Raw genomic sequence first — 26,444 nt, forward strand, 5'->3', positions numbered from 1 at the left:
TCCATCACCTTTGTCAAGGGATTATGCCCATAAAATTAAAAAAATTAGCACTCTAAATTCGAAAGTGCTAATTATATCTATCGATCCTTGATTATTTAAAGTACGCCCGTGTATGGTCTTGATCCTTTTCAAGTTGATTAATCAAACCTTCAATACCATCAAATTTAATCTCTCCACGTAAGTAATGATGCCACTTAATACGAACCTTTTCCCCATAAATCATGCGGTCAAAATCTAAAATATAAACTTCAATGGAGAGTTCTTTCACATCATCAAAGGTAATGTTATATCCAATAGATGCCATGCCCATATACCATTGGCCTTGAACACAAATTTCGACAATATACACCCCTATGCTAGGTGTTAACTGACCATAATCCATTGCCACATTCGCTGTCGGAAAACCTAGTTTTCTCCCTCTTTTTAAGCCATTGATGACAAGTCCTCTGGTTTCATAAATGTAACCTAATTCTTGATTAGCTAAATCAATATTACCATTTGATAGCTGGTATTGAATTTCACTTGAAGAAATCTTATGGTCACCGATTGTCTTTTTAGGAATTTCGCTAATTTTAAAGCGTCCTTGACTATGGTCAACCAGAGTTTGCATATTAGCTATCTCTCTTAGACCGTATGTATAGTCAAAACCTGCCACCACATGAACGGCATTCAAATTAACCATGTAGTTGTCCACGAACTCTTGTGGACTCTGAGCTCCCATGGCTGAAGTGAACTCAGCAATATATAAAATATCTACTCCATTAACCTCCATCAGTTCTATTTTACGAGGGTTATCACTTAAATAAAAGTAGTGATTCGGATGGATCTGTTGATAAACAAGACGAGGAGTATGGTTAAAAGTTAAGACGGCTAAAGGGACTTGATAATGATCTGCTAATTCGCGCCCCTTTTTGATAACTTCTTGATGGCCTAAATGAACACCATCAAAAAAGCCTAGAGCTAAAACGACTGGTTGGTCATATAGTTGTTCTTGATCGTAAGGATGTGCTAAATAAATTGTCTGCAAGGCTTAAACTCCTTCCATTGGAAACATCTTAATAGGTTTTATTAAATTCTCTTTGTTAGGATGTGGGCCGTAAATTGCTAACAAACGGTCTTGATAAAATAAGGCAGTTGGTTCAATAAGCCTGTCATTAAAATAATTAATGTCTAAAACTTTTCCATGTTTAATGTCTGTAAACTGTTCTGGATTTAGTTGGATTTTTGCATAGTCAGAAACTGCCGTTTCAATGGGGTGAACAGCTGTATTTAAGGAGTCTTTTTCTGCTAATTGCCTTAATTCATCTAAGCGATAACTATCCGCTTGACGATAACCCGCTGCTTGAGTTCGCACTAATTGGGACATGTGGCTAGGATATCCTAATAACTTACCGCAATCTACCGCTAAGGTTCTGACATAGGTCCCTTTACTGCACTTTACTTCAAAGGAGAAAGTTTGCCTTTTTTCACTGGTGTGATATTGTGACGGAGCTAAACGCTTGAAGTAGTCGATAGATACTTGACGTTCAGGCCTTTCTACTTCAATACCTGCTCGGGCATATTCATAGAGTCTTTTCCCTTTGACCTTGACTGCCGAGTAATAAGGAGGAATCTGGCTGATTTTGCCTGTTAATGAAGCCATAGCTTGATCAATAACTTGATCATCAACGGCTTGTTCTACTAATTTCTTTGCAATAACTTGTCCCTGGGCATCTTCCGTATCGGTGGCTTGACCTAAAGTGACTTCTCCTTGATAGATCTTTTTGCTATCCATTAGTATTTCAACTAACTTGGTTGCCTGTCCTAAACAGACAACTAAAACGCCCTCAACTTCAGGATCCAAGGTCCCACAATGGCCTACACGCTTCATTTGAAAAATCTTACGCATTTTAAATACTACATCATGACTCGTCATGCCCTTTTCTTTCCAAACAGCGACAATTCCGTTCATTCAAGCCAACCCCTTTATTAATAACAATTATGATTATACTTTAATTGGCACTTGCTTCCAAGCAAGATTCTTAATTCTACAAGAATAAAAGAGCTGTTTTACCGCCTCTCATTTAATGAGAGCAGTGAAAAAACAGCTCTTGATTTGTGAAAACTTAAGATTATTGCTCCGTCTGAACTGAGCTTGCTTCATCAAAAGATTCAGATTCATGCAATTGATTTAATAATGAATCGATTCGACTACCATAGTCTACTGATTGGTCTCTTTCAAATTTAACTTCGGGAACCTTATAAAGACTTAAACGACTTCCAAGTTCCGAGCGAACTTTACCTGTTATTGCTTTCAAACCATCACTTGTTTTTTGTCTTTCTCCGGCTTTATCACTTAAAGTAGAATAAAAAATTGTAGCATTTTGTAAGTCGCCTGTAAGCTCTACATCAGTAATAGTAACCCCTTCAACACGAGGGTCTTTAATCTCTTTTAGAAGAATATCATTAACTTCTCGCATTATTTCTTGACGAACACGTCCTATACGATATTTAACCATTTCATACTCCTTTATTTACGTTCAACTTCGACCATGCGATAGGCTTCAATAATATCATCGACTTTGATATCATTATAGCCTTCAATCATAATTCCACATTCTAATCCTTTGTTTACTTCTTTAGCATCATCTTTAAAACGTTTCAAACTGGCTAGATCTCCTTCATAAATAACGATGTTATCACGTATCAAACGTAGCTTGCTCGTGCGTTGAATGAAGCCATCTAAAACAAATGAACCAGCGATGGTGCCTAATTTAGAAACAGAATAGGTTTCACGTACTACTGCTTGCCCTGTTACTTCCTCAACATACTCAGGGTCCAGCATTCCTTTCATAGCTGTTTCAATTTCATCAATTACATTGTAAATAATATTATGGAGACGAATATCTACTTGCTCTTCTTCTGCTTGTTGTTTTGCTTGAGGAGTTGGTCGAACATTAAATCCTACCACAATTGCTGATGAGGCATTAGCTAAAGTAATATCAGCCTCATTAATTGCTCCTACCGCCTGATGGACAATATTAACTTTTACTCCCTCCACATCTATTTTCATCAATGAAGCAGCTAATGCTTCTACTGAACCTTGTACATCTGCTTTTAGGATTACGTTAACTGATCTTAACTCACCTTCTTGTAAGGTTTCGAAAAGATTATCCAAAGTAACTTTCTTCTTAAGGTCTCTTTGTTGTTCTTGAGCCTTCTGAGCTCTTTCTTCTCCAACTTGACGAGCTGTTTTTTCATCTTCAAAGACCACAAACTGGTCTCCTGCTTGAGGAGCATCATTCAAGCCTGTAATTTCCACCGGCATGGATGGACCAGCTGAGCGAATACGACGCCCTTGATCATTGACCATTGTTCTTACTCTACCATAGGTGTTACCCACAACAATTGGGTCCCCTATATGTAGGGTACCATGTTGAACTAATAAAGTCGCAGTGGCACCGGTAGCTTTATCTAAGCGCGCTTCAATGACTGAACCTAAAGCTAAACGGTCTGGGTTAGCTTTTAATTCTTGAACTTCTGAAACCAGAAGAATCATCTCTAATAACTCATCCAAATTAGTCCCGTATTTAGCTGAAATATTAACAAAGATATGTTCGCCACCCCAGTCCTCAGAAATAATACCATGTTCAGATAATTCGGTCATTACCTTATCTGGATTGGCTTCAGGTTTATCAATTTTGTTAATCGCTACAATTATCGGTACATCTGCAGCTTTGGCATGATTAATCGCTTCAACCGTTTGAGGCATCACGCCATCATCTGCTGCAACAACAATAATTGTAATATCAGTCACATCTGCACCACGTGCACGCATGGTTGTAAAGGCAGCATGTCCTGGCGTATCAAGAAAAGTGATTGGCTTATCATTTAAAACAATTTGATAGGCACCAATATGTTGAGTAATTCCACCAGCTTCTCCTTCAGTCACTCTCGAATGGCGGAAGGAGTCCAAGAGACTGGTTTTTCCGTGGTCAACGTGACCCATAATTGTAACAACTGGTGGACGAATGCTTTGATTATCATCATCAGCAGCTTCTTCAAAATAATGATCTAAGTCTGAAACTTCAACAACAACTTTTTCAATAGGTTCAACGCCATATTCTAAACAGATAATTTCAATCACTTCTTTAGAAAGTGCCTGGTTTTGATTGACCATTACCCCTTGTAGCAATAGTTTTTTAATAATTTCAGTTGCATCTCGGTGGAAGCCTTTAGCAATATCTTGTACATTCATTCCTTCAGTATAGTAGAACGCTTCTGGAAGGTCTTTATGCTTACGAGCTGTTAAGCCTTTAGACTCTTTTTGATAGTTACTATTTTGCTTACCACGACGGCCACGACGGCGATCGCCACGACTCCTTTTGGATCCACCAGTGGATTTATTTGAAGAATTACTTTGATTGCTTTGATTTGCTTTTTGACCCTCTACAGCTTGTTTACTATCAGTTGATTTCTTTTGCTTAGAAGCTGCCTTTTCATTAGGATTTTTAGACTTAGTGTTAGGGTTTGTATTATGACCTTGTGCTTGAGAATCTTTTTGAGAAGAAGGCTTTTTAGAAGCTTTCGACTTGTCTTCATCCTTGCGCTGCTTGGCATCTTTGTGTTGATTGTTTTTTTGATTTGATTCTTTAGTAGCTTCCGTCTTCTTAACATCCTTTTTGGTTTGTTTACCACTAGTCTTCTTATTTTGTAAAGCTTTCTTTAATTGTTCTTGTTGTTCTTGCGTTACCGAGGACATATGGCTATTAAATTCAAAACCATTATTTTCAGCAAGCACTAAGACTTCTTTTGAAGTCATATTGTTTTGTTTAGCAAATTCATATATACGAATAGTACTCATACAAACACCTTCCTATCTTGTATTATTGATTATTCATTGTATTTTCTCCTGTCACATAAGATAAAAATTTTTCAGCCATTCCTCGATCGGTTATGCCGCAAATTGTGCGTGATTTGCCGATTGCATGGCTGATTTGATATTTTGTAAAACGATGATTAATGGCTATTTTTTTTTCACTAGCCAAACGATGGTAGCGATCACTAGTGGAATCACTGGCATCAATCGCTAAAATCAAAAGTTTAACTTTTTTGTTCTTTGTGGCTTTAGTGACTAAATCGTCACCGGAAATTAACTTAGAGGCTCTTTGAGCCAAACCTAATAAATTGAGTTGTTTTTCTTCTGGGCTCATAGTAGTTCTTTTCGCGCCTTTTGGTGGTCTAGAAAGCGATAAAGTTCTTGATAAAACTCTTTATCAATCTCCATTTCAAATGTTCGATTAAAAACATTTTTCTTTTCCGCTTGTATGGCTAACTCTGGATCCAAGGAGATATAGGCTCCTCGTCCATTCTTTTTACCAGTTGGGTCTATTTCAATGGTACCTTCTGGGGTTCTCACAATACGGATTAAATCCTTTTTGGGATGAGATTCACCAGTAACAACACATTTGCGCATGGGAACTTTTCTTTTTTTCGCTTGGCTCATTTCCATCCTCCTTTGATGTTAATAAATTAAGTGCTTATTCTTGCTCTGATTCTTCAGTTTCTTCAAACGCTTGCTCCAGCTCTTCATCAAGTGATTCCTCTGCCGATTCACGATATTCTAAATCAGCTTCTGCTGGATCGTCATCTAACTGGCTGGAAGTCTCTTGAAGCATTTCTTCAAGATTATCTAAATCCTCTGCAAGATTTAATTCTTCTTGTCCAGTTGATTCAACTGCTTTTTGTTCAATTAAATATTCTTGATAGCTAGTCTCAGACTTAATATCAATCTTATAACCAGTTAAACGAGCTGCTAAACGAGCGTTTTGTCCTTTTTTACCGATGGCTAAGGATAACTGATAATCTGGTACCACAACAATACAAGAATGATTATCTTCATCAAACACAACATTAATCACTTCTGCTGGATTCATAGCATTTTTTATGAAGGTAGAGGGGTCTTCATCCCATTGAATGATATCCATATTCTCACCATTTAATTCATTGACAATACTTTGAACTCGAGATCCTCTCGGACCAACACAAGTTCCAACTGGATCAATATTAGAATCACGCGAAGAAACTGCAACTTTCGAACGGTCGCCCGCTTCACGAGCAATTGAGATTATTTCCACAACACCTTCGTAGATTTCCGGAACTTCTTGCTCAAATAATCTTTTAAGGAAATCAGCATGTGAGCGTGAAACAACAATCTGTGGCCCCTTGCTAGTTTTATCTACCTTGACTACGTATACTTTTACCCGTTCATCCATTTGAAATTGCTCAGTTGGAATCTGTTCACTAGCCGGCATTATGGCTTCAACTTTACCTAAGTTCACATAAACATTGCGAGCATCTGAACGTTCGATGATTCCTGTTAAAATTTCATCTTGATGCACAATAAATTCATCATAAATAATATCTCTTTCAGCCTCACGTATTCTTTGCATAACGACATGTTTAGCGGTTTGAGTAGCAATTCTTCCGAAATCTTTAGGAGTCACTTCAAATTTAATCTTGTCTCCTATTTCATAGGCACGATTAATCTTCAAAGCTTCTTCTAGAGAAATTTCTAAAGTAGAATCATAATTGATATCCACAACTTCCTTAACTGAATAAACTTTAATATCGCCGGTTTCTTCGTTAAAAACAACTTCCACATTTTGTGCTTGATCATAATTTTTTTTGTAGGCCAAAATCAAAGCAGACTCTAAAGCTTCTTTAATAACTTCAGGCTTTATCCCTTTTTCTGCTTCAAGAACCTTCATGGCATTTACTAATTCTTTGCTCACACTTAACTCTCCTATCTCATCTTGCTAAAACTTAACAGCAAGTCTTGCCTTAGCGACACCCTTCTTATTAATTTCAAGTTCTTTAGTGACTGTTTTAATTGGAACCTTCAATAGATAATAATCCTCCGTCACATCTAAAAGAACGCCCTCATGTTGTTTTTCACCGTATTGAGGGGCATAGTAATCAAAGTGGACATATTCACCAATGGCTGACCGAATTTGATCTTCATTTTTCAAAGGTCTTTCAGCTCCTGGTGAGGAAACTTCTAAAAAGTAAGCTTCCGGAAAAGGATCTGGTTGCATAGTGTCTAAAACTTCAGAAATTTTTTCTGAAATTAAAGCACAATGATCTAAATCAATGCCCCCTTCCTTATCAGCATAGATACGGAGAAACCAATGCTTTCCTTCTTTTAGATATTCAATATCAATAAGTTGACAATCTAAGGATGCGATAATTGGCTCCACTAGCGGCTGAACTTTGTCTATCACAATACTCATCAATTCACCTCTTCATTTTTATTTTGGTTGAATAATAAAAGAGCGAGCGTTTCCGCCCACTCCTCCTCGAATAATTTGCTAAATAGAGTATATCATATTATCTATTCATCAACAAGTTAGAAGAGTGACAGCTGGTCTTCATCTGGTAAATCAGCTAAAACACCATTCTCTTCTAAATATTCCATAATTGTTTTCGAAACTTTACCACGTTTTTGTAAGTCTTCTTTAGAAATAAAGGCTGCTTGCTCTCTAGCTTCTACAATCGATTTAGCGGCCCCTATTCCCAAACCAGGAATTGTTCTAAAAGGAGGGATCAAACTCTCGCCATCGATAATAAATTTAGTGGCGTCAGATTTTTCCAAATTAATCATTTGGAAAGTTATCCCTCTTTCTAGCATTTCATTCGCTAGTTCTAAAACAGTTCGCAAGCTATTTTCTTTTACTGAAGCATCCATTCCCTTGGCCATAATTTCTCTTAAGCGATGTTTAACCATTTCCTTGCCTTGATGCATGGCAATGATATCAAAGTCTGATGCCCTTACCGAAAAGTAAGCCGCATAATAGAATTTAGGATAGTGAACTTTGAAGTATGCCACCCTCAGTGCCATCATGATGTATGCAGCCGCGTGAGCCTTAGGGAACATATACTTAATCTTCAGACAAGAGTCGATATACCATTCTGGAACATTATTCGCTCGCATTTCAGCTTGCCAGTCATCAGGAATTCCTCTTCCTTTACGAACATGTTCCATTATTTTAAAGGCTAAGGAATCTTCTAATCCATATTGCATCAGTGTCACCATGATATCGTCACGACAACCAATTACCTTAGCTAAGGGTACAATATTCTTTTGAATCAACTCCTCAGCATTGCCCAACCAGACATCCGTACCATGCGATAAACCAGAAATTTGTAACAACTCCGCAAAAGTTGACGGCTTGGTCTGAGTCAGCATCCCTCTGACAAAACTGGTCCCAAATTCTGGTACCCCTAAAGTACCTGTATCAGAAAAAATTTGCTCTTTTGTGACACCTAAGGCTTCAGGACCTGAGAACAAAGACATCACATCAGGATCAGAGAATGGAATATCTTGAGGATCAATACCTGAAATATCCTGTAAGAAACGTATCATGGTCGGATCGTCGTGTCCTAATATATCTAATTTCAGCACATTATCATGAATAGAATGGAAGTCAAAGTGAGTCGTGCGCCATTCTGAATGAATATCTTCGGCTGGAAATTGTATAGGCGTAAAGTCATAAACATCCATATACTCAGGAATAACGATAATCCCACCTGGGTGTTGGCCGGTTGTTCGTTTCACCCCTTCAATTCCTTTAGCCAAGCGCTCTTTTTCAGCTTGAGGCACTTGGGTCATGGTATTTTCAAGATAACCCTTCACATAACCAAAGGCCGTCTTTTGTGCAACGGTGGAGATAGTCCCCGCACGAAAGACATGGTCTTCTCCAAATAAAACTTTAGTATAAGCATGAGCTTGCGGTTGATATTCCCCAGAGAAGTTAAGATCAATATCGGGTACCTTATCCCCTTTAAAACCTAAGAATGTCTCAAACGGTATATCCTGTCCGTCTCGCTTTAAATCTTTGCCACATGATGGACAGGCTTTAGGCGGTAGATCAAAACCTGATCCAACTGAGCCATCCTTAAAAAACTCGTTGTAATGACAATCCGGACAGTAATAATGTGGCACTAAAGGATTAACTTCGGTTATTCCAGTCATTGTCGCTACAAAACTAGAACCTACGGATCCCCTTGACCCAACTAGATAGCCGTCTTGGTTGGATTTTAGAACCAGCTTTTGCGAAATTAAATAAATAACGGCAAATCCATTAGAGATAATCGAATGTATTTCTTTTTCCAATCTTTTTTCAATTAATTCTGGTAAAGGATTTCCATACATTTCGTAGGCCTTGCCATAGGCCAAATCACGAATTTTTTGATCAGAGCCTTCAATATTTGGTGTGAATAGTTTTGAGTGGATCACTTCAATGTCGTCTTCGACCCAATCGGCTATTTTATTCGAATTAGTTACCACTAATTCATAAGCCAAATCTTCTCCTAAGAAAGAAAACTCTTCTAGCATCTCATTAGTCGTTCTAAAATGGAGTGGTGGGAAATGGAGGTCGCGATTAGCATTGCGTTTTAAAGACTTGAGTAATATTTCACGGTAAATCGAATCCCGTTCTTCTAGGTAGTGAACATCTCCAGTAGCCACTAGTAACTTGTTATGTTCATTGGCTAGCTTAACCATTCCTTGCATGATCTTAAATAAATCTTCACGAGATCTAATCAAGGTTTCTTCAATCAGGGTGTCATAGACAGAAGGGGGTTGAATTTCTAAATAATCATAATATCCTACTAATTCACTAGCTTCTTGATAACCCTTCTGCATCAAGGTTGTAAAAACTTCTCCATTGGAGCAAGCGGAACCGACAAGTAAATTTTCTCGATACTGATTTAAGACAGACCGTGGTATTCTGGGTTCGCGATAAAAATACTCCACATTGGAAATAGAAATCAATTTAAAGAGATCTTTGAGACCTGCTTGATTTTTAGCAATTAAAGTAGCATGAAAAGGTCTTATCTGTTTATATGCATCACCTTTACCCATCTCTTTATTCAACAGATTATGGTGGGTCATTTGATATTGCTCATTGGCTTGTTCTAGTAACTTAAACAAGATATGACCCGTTGTTTCCGAGTCATAAATAGCTCGGTGGTGTTGTTCTAAAGTTACACCGTAACGCTTGGCAAGATTGTTCAATCGGTGTCCTTTTATATTGGGGTTTACCAACCTTGATAGGGCAAGTGTATCAATCACTGGTAAATTATTCATAGCTATGCCATGACGCACATAGGCTTGATTAATAAAGCCCATATCAAAGGAAGCATTATGTGCCACCAAAATGGTGTCTTGTGTAAATGCTAAAAATTTGTCTATTACTTCTTTTTCACTTGGTGCATCTTCTAGCATTGCATCGGTAATGCCTGTCAGTTCTGTTGTAAAGGATGAAAGTGGATGACCAGGATTAATAAAGGCCTCGAAAGTATCAATTACATTCCCCTTGTGCATTTTAACAGCAGCTAATTCAATCATACGATCATAGACAGAGGATAATCCGGTCGTTTCCACGTCAAAAACAACATAATTAGCTTCTGAAAGATCATGATCACTTTCATTATAAGCAATAGCTTCACCATCATTAACAATATTAGCTTCAATACCGTAAATCACTTTAATATCGTTTTCTTTACCCGCATAATAAGCTTCTGGGAAAGCTTGAGCACCAGCGTGGTCGGTAATAGCTATAGCTGAATGTCCCCATCGAGCCGCTGTTTTAATATAATCTGAAACACTATTGGTCGCATCCATTTGAGACATATTAGAATGTAAATGGAGCTCTACTCTTTTTTGACCTTCAAAGCTATCTTGACGTTTTTTAGGATTTAACTTACGAATCGAACGAGGCCTAAAATCTAGTTCACCAGAATAATTATCTGGGACCATATCCCCTTCCATTCTCAGCCAGTCTCCTACTTGAAACTGATGAATTTGCTCCTTAGTTAAGCGTCGTCCAGAAATTAATTTGACAGCCACAGAGGAAGTATAATCCGTCACTTTCATGATGGATAAAATTTCTCCCGATCGTAAATCACGGATATCATTGGCGAAGACATAACCTTCGATTACTTGTTTGTATTGATTTTCTGGCAAATCAATAATAGGAGTAGCTGTGATATTAGGGATGTCTTTTCCTACTGGCTTAATTTCACTAATATTGACTGATTGTTTCTGCTTTTCTTGTTTTTTCTCTTCATTATCAATCGCTTCTAGTAGGTTTTGATGATCCAATTCTTCTAAACGCTGCTTAGTTGTTAAATGAGTGGCATCGCTTAAGGATTGATCAACATAGTAAATGATTTTTATTCCTTTAAAGCCTACTTGATCAAAGTGTCTTTTAATTATGTGATCGTATTTATTATCAAATGTATCTACTTGACTCTGACTCGCTAAACCTATTTCAAATAGTTTTGTACTTGCATCATAAGAAATGGAGGCATCTTGTAAACAAACTCTTAAAAAAGGTGTCTCATTCATAATAACAGTTTTTATTTTTTCCCAATAATCCTCAATTAACTGACTATTATCAGTTTCAGCCTTATCAAAGTGCCACCATATTTCGGTTTCTACTATTTGAGCAAAAGCCTGTCGCATAGTAGTTAGTAATAAGTAATAGAGGTCTGGGTGAATCCGCTGTGGGAATCTCAAATGAAAAATCCAGCGTTGGCTGTCTGCTAAAACTTCCACTTGCTCAATTTGACCTCCTGCTAATGCACTTAGAATGTCTGGATCAGTAATGTTTAGTTGCTCCAATAAAACATCGAATAAAGTTTTTTCTTTGCTCATATGAATCCTTTCTTTTTACTTGTGTCGCATTTAATTTCACAATGCATCACTTAAAAAAACCCGTAAAAGACAGGGATTTTGTTCCTAGAAAAATGCTCGCATAATGTCATTCCAAGTAACTGCAATCATCAAAATCAATACTAAAACAACCCCTACCATGGTAACTAAACCTTCTTTTTCTTGGCTGAGAGCTTTACCTCTAACTAATTCAATTAAGTTCAGGACAATTTTTCCTCCATCTAATGCCGGTATCGGTAATAAATTAACAATTCCTAGATTGGTGGATAAGGAGGCAAGAAAAGCAACCATATCGATCAAGCCTTCATTAGCAACCGTGCTAGTTGCCTGAGCCATTGCCACAGGTCCTCCTAACATATTTAAATCAAAACCACGTGAAAATAATGTGGCCAAGGCCGAAAGGACCATGATGAAAGTTCGATAGGTAGCTGTAAAACCAAAAAACAAACGATCTTTAAGCGATGTCGATTGACTGACGGTAATTCCTAATGAACCATATCCCAATTCATTCTCCTCCAATTGGAGTTCTTTTTTAATGACTTGGTCTTGTCTTTGAATTTCTAATCGTACTGTCTCTTTAGGGTATTGGGCAATTAAATCCACTAAGCCTTGCCAATCTTTGGTCTCTTCTTCATTAACTTTAGTGATTCGATCCCCAGCTTGCAAACCAGCTCCTGCAGCAGGACTGCCCTCAACCACTTGACCTATTTGATTGGTAGTGGTAGGAATTCCTGGAAGCATTAAACCGACTATCGCAAAAGCAACAATCGATAAGATAAAGTTATTAAGTGGCCCACCAAAATTAGTGAGAATCTTATGCCAAACTGGAACTGATTCATAACGCGTTGCTAAGGGGGCTACACGAATAATGGTTCCATCTTTTTCAATGATTTCTGCTTGAGGATGGACATGATAAGTTTTAAGATAATCTTCCCCTTGTTCATAAACTTCAAGAGTCATCTCATTTACCAAATCGGCCTTATCTAATCGAACAGGTAGTTCATTGATATCACTAGTCTCACTAAGGTTAATTTTAATAACCTTATTTTGTTCATTGAAAGTTAAACCTAAAGATTGTCCCGGTTGAACTTCAGCTTCTTCATTTAAACCAGCTAAACGAACATAACCTCCCATTGGTAAAGCACGAATAGTGTAGGTTGTCCCATCTTCGGCTTGTTTTGAAAAGATTTTAGGTCCCATCCCTAGTGAAAATTCTCTCACTAAGATGCCTGCTTTTTTAGCCCAATATAAGTGCCCAAACTCATGAATAATCACAATAATCGAAAAGATAATTAAGAAAACTAAAACTGTTTTTAACATCGCTTACTCCATTTCTAATTAAACACCTAAAAAGTTATTCCATACAACAAACATGATGCTGGCAAATATTGTTGAATCAAAACGATCCAATACTCCCCCATGTCCTGGAAGTAATTTGCCCGAATCTTTCACACCAAAGTCTCTCTTATAGGCGGATTCTACTAAATCACCGAACTGACCAGCTATAGAGATAAGAATGGTTAAAAAGCCAAGATATTGTGGATTTTTTATTTCAACAGTAAAAAAGAGACTGTAAATACTAGCGACTACAAAAGCGGTTGCTACGCCACCCAAAGCTCCTTCTACTGTTTTGTTAGGACTTATTCTGGGAGCCAGCTTATTCTTCCCATACTTTCTACCTATTAAATAAGCTCCAGTATCCGTTGACCAAATCACCAAAAGAACATATAGAATAGTCGTTAAACCAAGGTCTCTAATCATTATTAAATAACGAAAGCCAAAACCTATATAAAGCGAAGCAAAAATTAAAGTGGATGCATCTACAAAATTAAAACGTTGATAATTATAAACCGTCAAAATCAACAATAACATTCCTGCTAAATAAAAAATCATCAAGGGGTCTGCCTCAGAAAAAATAGGACCAAAATATTTCTCTGGTAAGAGGACCGAGGCTAAGGCTAAAGTTGATATTAAGCCTATTTCATTTAAATAATCGATTTTTTTCATCTCAGCCATTTCGTACAAGGCTATTGCACCCAACAACATTATACAATAGCTAAACCATTTCCCACCCAAGATGACAAATGGTAGATAAATAGAGATCCCAATAATTGCTGTAATGATTCTTTGTTTCATTTTGATCCCTACTCCTTTCTAACATTTAAGAGATTTTACCGAATCTTCTCTGTCTTTCACTATAAGCTGCAATCGCTTGATCAAAGTCTTCAGTTGAAAAATCAGGCCATAAGACCTTTGTAAAATAGAATTCACTATAGGCTAATTGCCATAATAAGAAATTGCTGAGTCTTAATTCACCAGAAGTTCGAATCATCAAGTCTGGATTTGAGTATGAAGCAAGATCTTGAGTCATTAGAGACTGATCAACTAATTCTTCGGTAATTTCTTCTGGCTTTATTTCATTTTTTAAAACTGCCTGACTAATACTTTGAATGGCTTGGACTATCTCTTGACGTCCACCATAATTTAAAGCAATGTTTAAAATCAATCCACTATTATCCTGCGTTTTTTCTACTGCTCGATCTAAGATTTTCTTAGTTTCTTCAGGTAAACGATTAGCATTACCAATATAGGTAACTTTAACATTATTTTCCATTAATTGAGGCATGAAGGATTCAAAAAAGTCTTTTGGCAAAGACATTAAGTAATCCACTTCATCCTTGGGACGCGCCCAATTCTCTGTAGAAAAAGCATAAACCGTTAATACCTTGATTTTAAGTTGGTGTGCACGAATGGTAATTTTTTTGATGGTCTCGACTCCCTTTTTATGCCCCATTACTCGAGGTAAAAAACGCTTTTTAGCCCAGCGACCGTTACCATCCATAATAATTGCAACATGGTTAGGGATCTTCATATTATCTAAATTCATGGTTGTTTCCTTTCAGTAGCATAAATACCTTTTAATTATAGCAGAAAGAAATTGTATATTAAAAGAAAACTAGAAGAAGTTGTTTAATCATAAAATTCTAGTCATTCATAATAAAAAATCAAGTCAAGACTTCTTGACTTGATTTTTGGTCGGTTTTTAGTTATTTCTGATTTCATCTTCTTTAACTGAAGTTAGGCGATCAATTTCCTTAGTCGCATTATCAGTTATTTGCTGAATATCCTTTTCATAACGTTTTAATTCATCTTCAGTAATTTCACTATCTTTTTCAAGTCGCTTAGCTTCATCCATTGCATCTCGACGAATATTTCTTACTGAAACTTTTGCATTTTCTTGTTCTTTACCGATTACTTTAACTAATTCTTCTCGTCTTTCTTTAGTCAATGCAGGTATCACAAGACGAATAACTTCACCGTCATTTGTAGGTGTAATTCCCACATCACTCATCATGATTGCACGCTCAATATCTTGAAGCGAACTCTTATCATAAGGTGAAATTACTAACATTCTTGCTTCAGGTGTATTAATTGAAGCTAACTGGTTTAATGCCGTAGGTGTTCCATAGTATTCCACCATGACACGGTCTAAAATACTAGCATTAGCAACTCCAGCGCGAATAGTTCCTAATTCACGTTGAAAAGCTTCAATTGATTTTTGCATTCGGCTTTCAGTATTTTTTAATATATTATCAGCAGCCATTTTCTTCCTCCTATATGATCCATAGTTATTTTATTATACCATATTTAAGCATTGTAAGAAAAGTTAGAACTAATCATGATTATTTCCAACAGTTGTTCCAATATTTTCACCAAGAATGACACGTTTAATATTCCCAGGTTCGTTTAAGTTAAAGACAACTAATGGAATGTTGTTATCCATAGACAAGGAAGAAGCCGTAGAATCCATTACTTTTAAGCCTTTAGAGATAACATCCAAGTGGGTTAAATTTTCATATTTAGTAGCTGTTTCATCCGTCTTTGGATCTGCACTGTAAACACCATCCACATTGTTTTTAGCCATCAGAATAACGTCTGCTTCAATTTCAGCCGCTCTCAAAGCAGCAGTGGTATCTGTTGTGAAATAAGGGTTACCAGTACCACCAGCGAAAATAACTACTCGACCCTTTTGAAGATGACGAATCGCACGTCTGCGAATATAAGGCTCAGCTACAGCACGCATTTCAATAGATGTTTGAACTCTTGAGGGGACATCCAGATTTTCTAATGCATCTTGCAAGGATAAAGCATTCATTACAGTTGCTAACATACCCATATAATCTGCTTGTGCCCGGTCCATTCCCATTTCAGCACCAATCGATCCACGCCAAATATTTCCGCCCCCTACAACAATAGCTATTTCAATGCCTAATTGATAAACTTCTTTAAGTTGTTGGGTAATTGAACGGACTGTCGCAGGGTCAATGCCAAATCCATTTTCACCTGCTAAAGCCTCTCCACTCAGTTTTAGAATTGCTCTTTGATATTTTGTTTTAACCATTATTCTCACCCTTCTTTTCCTTTAAAAAGACCCCAGCAAAAACTGGGGTCTCTATTAAATGTTGTAAATTACTTGCCCATTTGAGCGGCTACTTCTTCAGCAAAGTTATCTTTACGTTTTTCAATTCCTTCTCCAACTTCAAAACGTACATACTCAGTAACTTTACCCCCTTTAGCACCAACATAATCTGCAACTTTTTGATCGCCATCTTTAACGAAAGCTTGCTCGTTCAATACGATTTCGCCGTAGAACTTATTCATACGACCTTCAACAATCTTGTCGACAATCTTTTCAGGCTTGCCTTCGTTTAATGTTAGCTCGCGTTGAACAGTTTTTTCGCGTTCGATTACTTCAGCATCTACATCTTCACGATTTAGGTATTTAGGGTTGATTGCAGCAACATGCATCGCAACGTCTTTAGCTACATCTTCATCTTTAGAATCTGCAACGACAGTTAAAACACCAATCCGTCCTCCTTGGTGAGAATATTCACCGAAGACATCATTATCCCCTTTATTTAAAAGGGCAAAGCGACGGAAAGAAAGTTTTTCACCAATTACAATAGTTGATTCTGTAATTAATTCTGCGATTGTTTGTCCATTAACTTCCAAGGCATTGGCTGCTTCCATATCAGCTGGTTTACCTTCAGCAACAGCTTTTACAATATCATTAACTAATGTAATGAACTTGTCATTTTTTGAAACAAAGTCTGTTTCAGAGTTTACTTCAACTAATGCAGCAGTATTTCCATCAATATAGCTTGCAGTTAAACCTTCTGCAGCGATACGGTCTGCTTTCTTAGCAGCCTTTGCAAGTCCTTTTTCACGTAATAAGTCGACTGCTTTGTCCATATCTCCATCAACTTCAACTAAGGCTTTCTTAGCATCCATCATTCCAACACCAGTCATATCACGTAATTCTTTTACTTGTTTTGCAGTTACTTTTGCCATCTATAAAATCCTCCTTGGAAATATCATTCAATAATGTGCTACCTTAATTATTATATCAAAATTATTCAGCTTGCTAAAGCCTAATGTATGTATTTTCATAAAAAAGCTGTCTAAAGATGCTTGGCAACTTTTGACAGCTTTTCTTAATTTATTTATTCAGCTTCAGTCGCTGGAGAGCTTTCAGCTTCTTCTGATTCTGTATTTTCTTCCTTGTTGTCAAATAAGTTATCAAAGAATTGGCTATCCCCTTGCTCATCAGTGTCCACGTCAATTTGACCTTGATTTGCTTCAATTGTTGCTTCTGCCATAGAGCTTGTAATTAATTTAATGGCACGAATGGCATCATCGTTTGCTGGAATAACATAGTCAATCTCATCAGGGTCACAGTTAGTGTCCACCATCGCAACAATTGGAATATTTAATTTACGAGCCTCTTGAACCGCGATACGCTCTTTGCGTGGGTCTACGATAAAGATCACGTCAGGTATTCTTGGCATATCTTTGATACCACCTAAGAATTTTTCTAATCGATCCCACTCTTTACGTAATTCACCGACCTCTTTTTTAGGAAGCACATCGAAAGTTCCATCTACTTCCATTTGCTCTAAAGCTTTTAGACGACGAATACGTCCTTGGATGGTATCCCAGTTTGTTAATAAGCCACCTAACCAACGGTGGTTAATGTAGTACTGACCTGCTCTTTCAGCTTGTTCTTCAATTGCTTGCTGAGCTTGCTTCTTAGTTCCTACGAACAAAGCAACGCCACCATCAGCAACTGCATCTCGCATGAAATTATATGCTTCATCTACCAACTTAACCGTTTTTTGTAAGTCGATGATGTAAATACCGTTACGTTCTGTAAAGATGTAACGTTTCATTTTAGGATTCCAGCGACGTGTTTGGTGTCCAAAGTGCACACCAGCTTCTAACAATTGTTTCATTGAAATAACTGCCATATTATAAACTCCTTTTGGTTTTGTATTTTCCTCCGCTAGTTTCATTTAGCTATTAGACTCATGAGAGCACCCTAGTAACTATCCACTAACGTGTGAATTGTGCCTAAGCACTCTTATAAATATAAGCTATTCGATCAAAAAATGCAAATGAATTTTTGCTTTTAAACTATTTTAATTCAACTTTACTTTTTTCACTCATACATTTGCTTTATAACGCTCCATTCGGCTAAACTAAGAGCTAGGAGGTGTCAGCATGTCATCATTATATACTTATTTAGAGCAATATGGTCAATTAAGCTTTCAAGAGGAACCCTTTAATGAACTAGATGCTGCGATTATCTTAGAACTAACCTACCTCCCTATCGATCGGTTTTTTACCGATTCAATGGATTTTAAAGATGGTTTAACTTTTAAGCATCTAGCTAGACTATACCAACCCTTTAACCAATATTTTCAAGAAACCGATCAAACAATGGCCAATCCTTTTAGGAGTCAACTGATTAAAAAAATCGCAGACTATCGTCGGTTTAAAAATTTAAGAATTAGTGGTTTTTTAAACTCAATAGACTTTAAATTAGAAACTCAGTCAGCCTTTCTATTAGTAGATTTAGGAAACAACTTCCTTTTCGTTTCTTTTCGTGGCACCGATGACATGATAGTAGGTTGGAAGGAGGATATCATCCTCACCTACCAATCATCCATTCCGGCACAAATTATTGCGAGCCAATACCTTGAAAAAGTCATTCAAGCTCATCCGACCAGTCATTTAATATTAGGAGGACATTCTAAAGGAGGCCACTTAGCTCTCTATGCAGCTAGCCAAATGTCTCTTGAAACTATTAGTCAGATTAAAATAATTTACACTTTGGATTCACCTGGCTTTCATACCGTTAACTTGCGTCAAAATAAGATGAAACGTGTGAACAAAAAGCATATCCGTATTATTCCTGAAGATAGTATTATTGGTAACTTGCTTTTCCATGATCAAAAAGCCATTATAATTAAAAGTAAAAAGCGTGGACTGATGCAACATAATCTAGCAAATTGGAAAATTGAAGGGAAACAATTTCAACGAGCGAAACAATTAACAATCACCAGCCAAAGTATCAATCAAATCAATAAAAACTGGATCTTGCGAAACTCTCCCGCTAGACGAAAACGTATTATCTCTGCTCTAATTGACTTAATTGATGCCTGTGAAGCGCAATCGATTAACCAACTCATTAATCAGCCAACCTATTATCTAAACAAAGTTCATTACCGTTTTAGACAATTTGACCCATCCTTGCAAAAGGATTTGCGTGATTTTGCTAAACAGTATATTCAATTTTTTAGAAATGATTTAAGACAATATCATTTAATAAATCTCAATCAATCGATTATCGAAGCGCGAAAGAACTTTAAACAAATGGTAAAAGTATTTTATAATGCCTTTGGCAGCGATAAAAAAAAATCCTATTCTGATAAATAACAGAATAGGATTTTTTTATTTTCTAGACCTAGGCGGTCCTAGAATTTCTGACCATATAATGGCTTCTTTTAACTGATTGGAATGGTTGGTAGAATCCTCTCGAGAGCTTAATCGTTGAACCTGCATTGGTTGACTAAACTCAGCTAACTCTTCCCCTTCAATAATGAATTGTTCCATTTCATAGTCCATATCAGAAAAATCATTAAAATCTTGGGTAACCGTTGAAGATTTAGCGATTAAATCTCCTTTGCTAGGATGCTCTTGAAATTCATTCACAAAATCCTCGTAGTATTTAGCAATTTCTAATAATTTTTCACGGTTAGGGTGATATGCCGACAATTGAATAGCTTTATCTTTAACTGCTTGAGGACCTTGCTCAATCAATTGATTTACTTGTTTTTTTAAATCGTTAGAAAAAGATTGAATATCCTTTCGGTATTTTCTTTTTAAACGATCGATTGTTTGAGGATCTACATCAATCTTTCCTTCTTGAATTTTATTAACTTCTGATTCAAATTTTTTCTCTGATTCTTCATCGGTCTCAAAGAAATTATCGAGATTGGGATACTTTTCATGATAAGTAGTTGTTTCTAATTGATCTAAACTTTGAAACATTTTATCCTTAATGGAATCAAAAGAACCATTCTGACGATTCATTTTTTTTATTTTTGAACCGAAATAGTTGATAATAAATCCCAGAATTATTATTTCAAAAAATCCCATTATAATCACTCATTTTCATTATTATGTGGCGTACCACTTTTTGCAATCGATTCACGCATTTGTGTATCTGATTGAATATTTTCTAAATCATAATAATCCTTAATACCGATACGCCCATTACGGAAGGCTTCAGCAACAGCTAGAGGAACTTGAGATTCCGCTTCAACCACCTTGGCACGCATTTTCTGAACTTCGGCAATATTTTCTTGCTCTTGAGCAACGGCTACTGCACGACGCTCTTCAGCCTTAGCTTGAGCAATCTTCTTATCTGCTTCCGCTTGATCGGTTTGTAATTTAGCTCCAATATTACGTCCGACGTCAACGTCAGCAATATCAATCGAAAGTATTTCAAAAGCAGTTCCTGAGTCTAAACCTTTTCTAAGGATTGTTTGCGAAATGGAATCGGGATTTTCCAATACAATGGAGTGGGTCGAAGCTGAACCTACAGTCGTTACAATACCTTCCCCTACACGGGCAATGATTGTTTCTTCACCCGCACCACCTACTAATCGTTCAATATTAGCACGTACAGTAACTTTAGCTTTGGCTTTAACTTCAATACCATCCATAGCTACACCTGCAATAACCGGTGTTTCAATAACCTTCGGGTTAACTGAAACTTGAACGGCTTCAAAAACATTTCGCCCTGCTAAATCAATAGCGGCAGCTTGTTCGAACTCTAAATCAATATTAGCACGCTGGGCAGCTATCAAGGCATCAACCACTTGGTTAACGTCTCCACCTGCTAAAAAATGAGCTTCTAATTGATCAGTTGTAATCGGTACACCGGCTTTGGTGGCTTTAATTAAGGGATTAACAATATAAGCAGGCTTAACTCTTCTTAAGCGCATCCCTATTAAATCACCTATTGAAACTTTAGCGCCGGAAAAATAAGCAGTTACCCATAAGCCAATTGGAACAAATCTTAAGAACACTGAAATCAAGAAAATCAGTAATAAAATAATAACTACAGTCATCACTATGGGTGACCCTTCATCCAGATAAAAATTATCCATTCATTTCGCTCCTTACATAAATTTTTTTGTCAACAACTTTGACAATTTTAATCGGTTGGTTAGCAGCTATCATCTCTTCTAGACTGTATGCTTCAAAATAATGATCATCGACTTTTATTTTACCAACCGGCCTCAAGCCTCCTACCGTTATTCCTTCTTTACCAACTAAGCTTGCAAGATAAGTATGATCCTTAGTCTCTGAATTGGAATTTGCATCTTTGTTAATTGCTTTATCCAAGATAAAATCGGGACTAAACTGCAAATTGTAACCCATCTTATTAAAAATCAAGAATAAAATGAGAACAATCGCTAAGCTAGCTAATACAATTAGAGTAACAGTCGATAAATCTTGAAACTTTAGCCATAAACCTAAAATAAAAGCGATTAAGCCAACTGATCCTGTTAAACCTAAATCTGGTATATACACCTCAAGAATCAGCAATATGACACCAATCATAAAGATTAAATAGTGCAATATTGCTTGGCCTTCTATCCCAAAAAACATGGCAAAAAGAACAGCTGCAATGGACCATAATAACCAAGTCCAGCGCGTATATAATGATACTACTAAAGCACTAATTGCTAGAAAAAAACTTATAAGCATGAAACCACCTCCTTTAGTTAAATTATATCATGAAATTGCTTTCATTAGTAGCAAAATCATGCGAACTAAAGTCTTATAATTTCATATTTAAATAAAAACTCCTAATTAAGGGTAGGCACTGCACCCCATAAATAGGACAGAATAAAAACACCTTTGTTAGGCTGCTTGTTGGCGTTTTAATTCGATTTTGAGTGGATTTATCTCGCTAAGTTCTTCGAATCCTTTGCCATAAGTCTATTGTTTACCGCCGGCTTGATTGAAGCGCTAGGTTTGACTTTAACGATCCCAAGGCCAGCAAGTTTTTACTTGAGACGTGTTCTTAATGTTTCATTCATCTATTATTTGTTTATTAGTCCGGCCTTCATTTTTCATTTCAATACATTTCGATTTTGTTTCTGCAGAGTAAGCTAGGTGATTAACCCTAATCAAACACCTCCATTAAATTCATTTCACACGAATTCAACGGAGGTGTTTTTATGTTTGCCTCACTATTTGGGGTCAGTGCCTAAATCAGGGAGGGAGTTTAATAAAATTAATTAAAATCTTGATTTGACTCTTGATTATCATCAGCTACTTGCTTAAAAGAGTCGTATTTAGCAATATGTAATAACTTTTGTCTTTCTTCGTAAGAATAAGTCTCACGCTCTAGGACATCGCGCTTAATTATTTTGTAGATAGCGGAAGCTATCGGAACTCCTAGCAACATACCAGCTACTCCGTATAGTCCCCCGCCAATGGTTACAGCGAATAAAACCCACATACCTGGCAATCCTATCGATCCTCCCACAACTCGTGGATAAATGACATTTCCTTCGAATTGCTGGATGAGAATGATAAAGATAATAAACCATAATGCCTGGGGAACCGATTGCACTGAAATTAATAAGGCACCAATAGCTCCTGAAATATAAGCGCCTAGCATAGGAACCAAAGCAAAGAAACCAGTTAGAGATCCAATCATTCCAGCATAAGGAAATCTAAAGATCCACATACCTACGGTAACTAAAAAACCTAATATGATTGCTTCAATCACAGATCCTGTAAAGAAATGTTTAAAAGAGTCATTCAATGTCGTTAACACATAAAATATTCTGCGTGATACCGGCTTACTAGTATAAGTGGTAACGATTCTTAAAAATTGGTCCATTAGTTTTTCTTTCGATAACAGTAAATAGATAGAGAAAATGAAGGCCAATACTCCATTAATAATAATAGAAGTTAAAGAACCGACCGTAGAGAGGGTGGTATTTACTACTCCAGTGATAAATCGATTTCCCATATCTTGAATACTTTTAAGAATATCAGCCCAATTTATTTCAAAACGGTCTAAGAATTCCATCGATTCTGCTGGTAACATTTTCTCAAGATTGGTAAGCGCTTCTTCTATGCGTGTAATTTGAAAGGGAACAGCTGTAATAAACTCTGTAATTACATTGTAAACTTGTGGTAAGACCAAGCCTAAGACAAATAACAATACTAAAATAATTGTTATAAGAGACAAAAGAATGGCGATCGGGCGTCGGTAGGGTTTAATCCAACTTTTATCTGAGACTTTCTTTAGCAAGTCTTCATAACGCACCATTAAAATATTTAAAACATAAGCAATCGCGAGGCCCGAAAGAATCGGTAAAAAAACTTGGCCTAAACGATTAATCCATGAAAAAATCACATCATAATTAAAGATTGCTAAGACTAAACCAGCAATTAAAAAGATGTAGCGAACAACAATTTTATCTAATCTATCAATTTGTTTCAAAAGCATTCCCCTTTCTCATGCATTCTATTCTAGCATCTTTTAGTCCTTTTTACACCATTTAGAAGGTATGTTTTCACTAGTTTAATTGTAAAAAAGGCCCTGATAATCAATCAGGACCTTAACTTATAGTAAAAGATTTAATTAGAAGATATGGCAATTAATTACCGGATGCTAACCCTTCAAATTGCAAATGATCATTAGCTAAATCCACTTTTACAAGTGAGTTTGGCAGAATATCACCCGCTATAATCGCTTTAGCTAATGGATTTTCCAATTCTTTAGTAATAAAACGTAATAAAGGACGGGCTCCATAAATCGGATCATAACCTTTATCCGCTAGCCAATTGATGGCTTCTGAGGTTAATTGGAGTTCAATTTCTTGATAAGCCAAACGATGACGTAAATCTTTTAAGAATTTCTCTACTACACCTTGTAAATCTGCTCGAGTTAAAGGTTTAAAGAGAACGACATCATCAATTCGGTTGAGAAATTCAGGTTTAAAGTGGTTGCTTAAGGCTTGATTTACTTGTGTTTCTACTTCAGCTAGAATTTCTCCCTTATCACTCACTCCTTCTAATAATAAATGAGAAGCAATATTAGAAGTCATGATTAAAACAGTGTTTTTGAAATCTACAACACGACCTTTAGAATCAGTCAGACGGCCATCATCTAAAACTTGTAAGAGAATATTAAAAACATCTGGGTGAGCTTTTTCAATCTCGTCTAATAAGACAATGGAATATGGACTACGTCTTACAGCTTCTGTTAATTGGCCACCTTCTTCATAACCAATATAACCTGGAGGGGCCCCGACTAAACGAGAAACGGAATGCTTCTCCATGTACTCAGACATATCGATTCGAACCATGTGGTTTTCATCATCGAATAAGACTTCGGCCAAGGACTTGGCTAATTCTGTTTTACCAACACCGGTTGGACCTAGGAAGAGGAAGGAACCAATTGGTTTACGTGGATCTTGCAAACCAGCTCTTGATCTTAGGATAGCTTGTGTTACTTTTTCTACCGCTTCATCTTGCCCCATCACTCTTTGATGAAGCGTTTGATCCAAGTGCATTAACTTGGTTCTTTCTCCTTCAACTAAGCGACTGACTGGAATACCAGTTAATCTTTCAACTACTTTGGCTATTTCAACGTCAGTCACACGTTCTTGAGTTAACCGTTCAGTATCAGACTGTAAAGTTTCTTCTGCTTTAGCCTCTAACTCTTTTAATTCTTGCTCTAAATGCGGAATTTCGCCATGCTGTAAGCGAGCCGCTGCTTCAAGATCATAATTACTCTGAGCTTCTTCTAACTGTCTACGCGCATTATCTAAGGCTTCTCGCTTATCTCTTAAAGCGTTAGAAGCTTCTTTTTCTACTTCCCAACGCATTTTCAGTTGATTGGCTTCTTCTCTTAAATCAGCCAATTCTTCTTGAAGATTTTCTAAACGTTTCTTAGAAGCCTCATCAGATTCTTTTTTCAAGGCAGCCTCTTCAATTTCTAATTGCATTAACCGTCGGTTGACAGCATCCATTTCAGTTGGCATAGAATTCATTTCTACGCGAATAGTAGCAGATGCCTCGTCAACTAAGTCAATTGCCTTATCTGGTAAGAAACGATCGGTAATATATCGATGTGATAAGGTTGCAGCGGCCACTAAGGCATTATCATGGATATTGACCCCATGGTGAATCTCGTAACGTTCCTTTAGACCTCTTAGGATAGAAATAGTATCTTCAACTGTTGGTTCTTGGACTAAAACGCGCTGGAATCGACGTTCTAAGGCCTTATCTTTTTCAATGTTTTCACGATACTCGTCTAAGGTTGTCGCACCAATACAGTGCAATTCTCCCCTTGCTAGCATCGGTTTTAACAAATTACCAGCGTCCATCGATCCTTCTGTCTTACCTGCACCAACAATGGTATGAATCTCATCAATGAAGAGTAAAATTCTCCCTTCGGATTCTTTTACCTCTTTAAGAACGGCTTTTAAACGTTCCTCAAATTCTCCACGATATTTTGCTCCTGCTATTAAGGAGCCCATATCTAAGGAATAAAGTTCCTTATCTTTTAAGTTTTCGGGAACATCTTTGCGAACAATTCGATGGGCCAATCCTTCGATAATGGCTGTTTTACCTACACCTGGCTCACCAATTAGAATCGGATTGTTCTTGGTTTTTCTAGATAAAATTCTGATAACATCACGAATTTCTTCATCACGACCGATTACTGGATCCAGCTTATTATTTTTAACCGCATCATTAAGATTCGTTGCATATTTATCTAGAGACTCATAAGTCTCTTCTTGGTTTTGTGATGTCACACGATCTCCCCCTCTTAATTTCTCAATTCTTTCGCTTAGTAGGGACTCATTAATAGCCTTTTGGTTTAACCATTTGGTCAAAGGATTATTTTTTTGCTTATATAAAGCTAGTAGAATCACTTCAGTGGCTAAGTATTCATCCTTATATTTCTTTGCTATTTGACTGGCGTCATTCAATAACTGAGTAAATCTTTGACTAAAGTGTTGGCCATATTGAATATTTTGACCGGCAACTTGAGGTAATTGATCAATTTCTCCTTCAATCACTGCTTGAAAAGCCGACCGATCAACACCTATATCTTCATATAATTTTGCAGCATAATGGTCTGCTTGAATAAATATACGCCATAAATGCGGGATATCAATCTCTTGATGCTGTCTTCTAATAGCAATTTGTTGCGCTTCAGCTATGGCGCTTTGCAAAGTGGTTGTCATTTTTTCTATCATATTCTCACTCCTTAAGGTCAGAATTGGTCAAATTATTTAATCTATATTAAAAGCTCTCTCAAAGAGCTTAAATTGAG

General features: G+C 36.8%; 22 protein-coding genes. 1 reads left to right on the forward strand and 21 read right to left on the reverse strand.

The features are described 5' to 3' along the window. Nucleotides 1-91: 91 nt before the first annotated feature. The 16 genes from ribF to rpsB all read right to left on the reverse strand — a co-directional run bounded on the left by ribF (nt 92) and on the right by rpsB (nt 18,027). Nucleotides 92-1,027, reverse strand: a complete 936-nt coding sequence (ribF, locus tag ACQV2R_RS00885) for a riboflavin biosynthesis protein RibF (RefSeq protein ID WP_428891688.1) — start codon at nt 1,025-1,027, stop codon at nt 92-94. 3 nt (nt 1,028-1,030) lie between these two features. After that, nucleotides 1,031-1,951: a tRNA pseudouridine(55) synthase TruB gene (gene truB / locus ACQV2R_RS00890; protein ID WP_428891689.1), complete on the reverse strand. Its 921-nt coding sequence runs from the start codon at nt 1,949-1,951 to the stop codon at nt 1,031-1,033. 160 nt (nt 1,952-2,111) lie between these two features. Continuing rightward, a complete protein-coding gene (rbfA, locus tag ACQV2R_RS00895) occupies nt 2,112-2,498 on the reverse strand; it encodes a 30S ribosome-binding factor RbfA (protein WP_428873944.1) in 387 nt (128 codons plus the stop codon). A gap of 11 nt (nt 2,499-2,509) precedes the next feature. Then, nucleotides 2,510-4,843 (reverse strand): translation initiation factor IF-2, encoded by a 2,334-nt coding sequence (gene infB, locus ACQV2R_RS00900; RefSeq protein ID WP_428891690.1) that lies wholly within the window; start codon nt 4,841-4,843, stop codon nt 2,510-2,512. 22 nt (nt 4,844-4,865) lie between these two features. Beyond that, a complete protein-coding gene (locus ACQV2R_RS00905) occupies nt 4,866-5,192 on the reverse strand; it encodes a L7Ae/L30e/S12e/Gadd45 family ribosomal protein (protein WP_428873942.1) in 327 nt (108 codons plus the stop codon). Next, nucleotides 5,189-5,485, reverse strand: coding sequence for an RNase P modulator RnpM (gene rnpM / locus ACQV2R_RS00910; RefSeq protein WP_428891691.1), 297 nt, complete (start codon nt 5,483-5,485; stop codon nt 5,189-5,191). Before rnpM ends, ACQV2R_RS00905 begins: the two co-directional genes overlap by 4 nt. A gap of 34 nt (nt 5,486-5,519) precedes the next feature. Then, nucleotides 5,520-6,773 (reverse strand): transcription termination factor NusA, encoded by a 1,254-nt coding sequence (gene nusA, locus ACQV2R_RS00915; protein WP_428876533.1) that lies wholly within the window; start codon nt 6,771-6,773, stop codon nt 5,520-5,522. A gap of 24 nt (nt 6,774-6,797) precedes the next feature. Further along, a complete protein-coding gene (rimP, locus tag ACQV2R_RS00920) occupies nt 6,798-7,271 on the reverse strand; it encodes a ribosome maturation factor RimP (RefSeq protein ID WP_428873939.1) in 474 nt (157 codons plus the stop codon). 116 nt (nt 7,272-7,387) lie between these two features. Next, nucleotides 7,388-11,701 carry a PolC-type DNA polymerase III gene (locus ACQV2R_RS00925; protein WP_428891692.1) on the reverse strand — a complete coding sequence of 1,438 codons (4,314 nt, stop codon included), beginning with the start codon at nt 11,699-11,701 and terminating at the stop codon, nt 7,388-7,390. Between the two features lie 84 nt (nt 11,702-11,785). After that, entirely contained in the window at nt 11,786-13,039 is a 1,254-nt protein-coding gene (rseP, locus tag ACQV2R_RS00930) for an RIP metalloprotease RseP (protein WP_428873937.1), read from the reverse strand. Nucleotides 13,040-13,057: 18 nt separating this feature from the next. After that, a complete protein-coding gene (locus ACQV2R_RS00935; protein ID WP_428873936.1) occupies nt 13,058-13,855 on the reverse strand; it encodes a phosphatidate cytidylyltransferase in 798 nt (265 codons plus the stop codon). A 25-nt stretch (nt 13,856-13,880) separates the two neighbouring features. Continuing rightward, the gene (locus ACQV2R_RS00940; protein WP_428873935.1) at nt 13,881-14,606 is read right to left on the reverse strand and encodes an isoprenyl transferase; all 726 of its coding nucleotides are present in this window, start codon (nt 14,604-14,606) and stop codon (nt 13,881-13,883) included. A gap of 156 nt (nt 14,607-14,762) precedes the next feature. After that, nucleotides 14,763-15,323: a ribosome recycling factor gene (frr, locus tag ACQV2R_RS00945; RefSeq protein WP_428873934.1), complete on the reverse strand. Its 561-nt coding sequence runs from the start codon at nt 15,321-15,323 to the stop codon at nt 14,763-14,765. 69 nt (nt 15,324-15,392) lie between these two features. After that, on the reverse strand, nt 15,393-16,121 hold the full coding sequence (gene pyrH, locus ACQV2R_RS00950) for a UMP kinase (RefSeq protein ID WP_428873933.1): 729 nt from the start codon (nt 16,119-16,121) through the stop codon (nt 15,393-15,395). Between the two features lie 68 nt (nt 16,122-16,189). Then, nucleotides 16,190-17,071, reverse strand: a complete 882-nt coding sequence (tsf, locus tag ACQV2R_RS00955; RefSeq protein WP_428873932.1) for a translation elongation factor Ts — start codon at nt 17,069-17,071, stop codon at nt 16,190-16,192. Between the two features lie 152 nt (nt 17,072-17,223). Continuing rightward, nucleotides 17,224-18,027: a 30S ribosomal protein S2 gene (gene rpsB, locus ACQV2R_RS00960; RefSeq protein WP_428873931.1), complete on the reverse strand. Its 804-nt coding sequence runs from the start codon at nt 18,025-18,027 to the stop codon at nt 17,224-17,226. A gap of 253 nt (nt 18,028-18,280) precedes the next feature. Here rpsB and ACQV2R_RS00965 point away from each other — a divergent pair, with 253 nt between their 5' ends. Then, the gene (locus tag ACQV2R_RS00965) at nt 18,281-19,498 is read left to right on the forward strand and encodes an Mbeg1-like protein (protein ID WP_428891693.1); all 1,218 of its coding nucleotides are present in this window, start codon (nt 18,281-18,283) and stop codon (nt 19,496-19,498) included. Nucleotides 19,499-19,513: 15 nt separating this feature from the next. Here ACQV2R_RS00965 and ACQV2R_RS00970 read toward each other — a convergent pair whose 3' ends face one another. The 5 genes from ACQV2R_RS00970 to clpB form a co-directional block, all read right to left on the reverse strand. After that, nucleotides 19,514-20,221, reverse strand: coding sequence for a hypothetical protein (locus tag ACQV2R_RS00970; protein ID WP_428875828.1), 708 nt, complete (start codon nt 20,219-20,221; stop codon nt 19,514-19,516). Nucleotides 20,222-20,226: 5 nt separating this feature from the next. Then, nucleotides 20,227-21,198, reverse strand: coding sequence for a flotillin-like protein FloA (floA, locus tag ACQV2R_RS00975; protein WP_428873958.1), 972 nt, complete (start codon nt 21,196-21,198; stop codon nt 20,227-20,229). Between the two features lie 31 nt (nt 21,199-21,229). Continuing rightward, nucleotides 21,230-21,841 carry an NfeD family protein gene (locus tag ACQV2R_RS00980; protein ID WP_428875442.1) on the reverse strand — a complete coding sequence of 204 codons (612 nt, stop codon included), beginning with the start codon at nt 21,839-21,841 and terminating at the stop codon, nt 21,230-21,232. 532 nt (nt 21,842-22,373) lie between these two features. Continuing rightward, nucleotides 22,374-23,597, reverse strand: coding sequence for an AI-2E family transporter (locus ACQV2R_RS00985; protein ID WP_428873927.1), 1,224 nt, complete (start codon nt 23,595-23,597; stop codon nt 22,374-22,376). A gap of 157 nt (nt 23,598-23,754) precedes the next feature. Then, entirely contained in the window at nt 23,755-26,367 is a 2,613-nt protein-coding gene (clpB, locus tag ACQV2R_RS00990; protein ID WP_428891694.1) for an ATP-dependent chaperone ClpB, read from the reverse strand. Between the last annotated feature and the right edge of the window lie 77 nt (nt 26,368-26,444).

It is taken from the genome of Facklamia sp. P12937 (assembly GCF_050409505.1).
Classification (GTDB): Bacteria; Bacillota; Bacilli; order Lactobacillales; family Aerococcaceae; genus Facklamia.

Coding starts and splice junctions, on each gene's coding strand:
- tsf (WP_428873932.1), bottom strand. CDS start 17,071: ATGGCAAAAGTAACTGCAAAACAAGTAAAAGAATTACGTGATATGACT.
- rbfA (WP_428873944.1), bottom strand. CDS start 2,498: ATGGTTAAATATCGTATAGGACGTGTTCGTCAAGAAATAATGCGAGAA.
- clpB (WP_428891694.1), bottom strand. CDS start 26,367: ATGATAGAAAAAATGACAACCACTTTGCAAAGCGCCATAGCTGAAGCG.
- rimP (WP_428873939.1), bottom strand. CDS start 7,271: ATGAGTATTGTGATAGACAAAGTTCAGCCGCTAGTGGAGCCAATTATC.
- rseP (WP_428873937.1), bottom strand. CDS start 13,039: ATGTTAAAAACAGTTTTAGTTTTCTTAATTATCTTTTCGATTATTGTG.
- truB (WP_428891689.1), bottom strand. CDS start 1,951: ATGAACGGAATTGTCGCTGTTTGGAAAGAAAAGGGCATGACGAGTCAT.
- rnpM (WP_428891691.1), bottom strand. CDS start 5,485: ATGAGCCAAGCGAAAAAAAGAAAAGTTCCCATGCGCAAATGTGTTGTT.
- pyrH (WP_428873933.1), bottom strand. CDS start 16,121: ATGGTTAAAACAAAATATCAAAGAGCAATTCTAAAACTGAGTGGAGAG.
- ACQV2R_RS00940 (WP_428873935.1), bottom strand. CDS start 14,606: ATGAATTTAGATAATATGAAGATCCCTAACCATGTTGCAATTATTATG.
- frr (WP_428873934.1), bottom strand. CDS start 15,323: ATGGCTGCTGATAATATATTAAAAAATACTGAAAGCCGAATGCAAAAA.
- ACQV2R_RS00935 (WP_428873936.1), bottom strand. CDS start 13,855: ATGAAACAAAGAATCATTACAGCAATTATTGGGATCTCTATTTATCTA.
- ACQV2R_RS00965 (WP_428891693.1), top strand. CDS start 18,281: ATGTCATCATTATATACTTATTTAGAGCAATATGGTCAATTAAGCTTT.
- floA (WP_428873958.1), bottom strand. CDS start 21,198: ATGACTGTAGTTATTATTTTATTACTGATTTTCTTGATTTCAGTGTTC.
- ACQV2R_RS00925 (WP_428891692.1), bottom strand. CDS start 11,701: ATGAGCAAAGAAAAAACTTTATTCGATGTTTTATTGGAGCAACTAAAC.
- rpsB (WP_428873931.1), bottom strand. CDS start 18,027: ATGGCAGTTATTTCAATGAAACAATTGTTAGAAGCTGGTGTGCACTTT.
- ACQV2R_RS00980 (WP_428875442.1), bottom strand. CDS start 21,841: ATGCTTATAAGTTTTTTTCTAGCAATTAGTGCTTTAGTAGTATCATTA.
- ACQV2R_RS00905 (WP_428873942.1), bottom strand. CDS start 5,192: ATGAGCCCAGAAGAAAAACAACTCAATTTATTAGGTTTGGCTCAAAGA.
- ACQV2R_RS00970 (WP_428875828.1), bottom strand. CDS start 20,221: ATGGGATTTTTTGAAATAATAATTCTGGGATTTATTATCAACTATTTC.
- infB (WP_428891690.1), bottom strand. CDS start 4,843: ATGAGTACTATTCGTATATATGAATTTGCTAAACAAAACAATATGACT.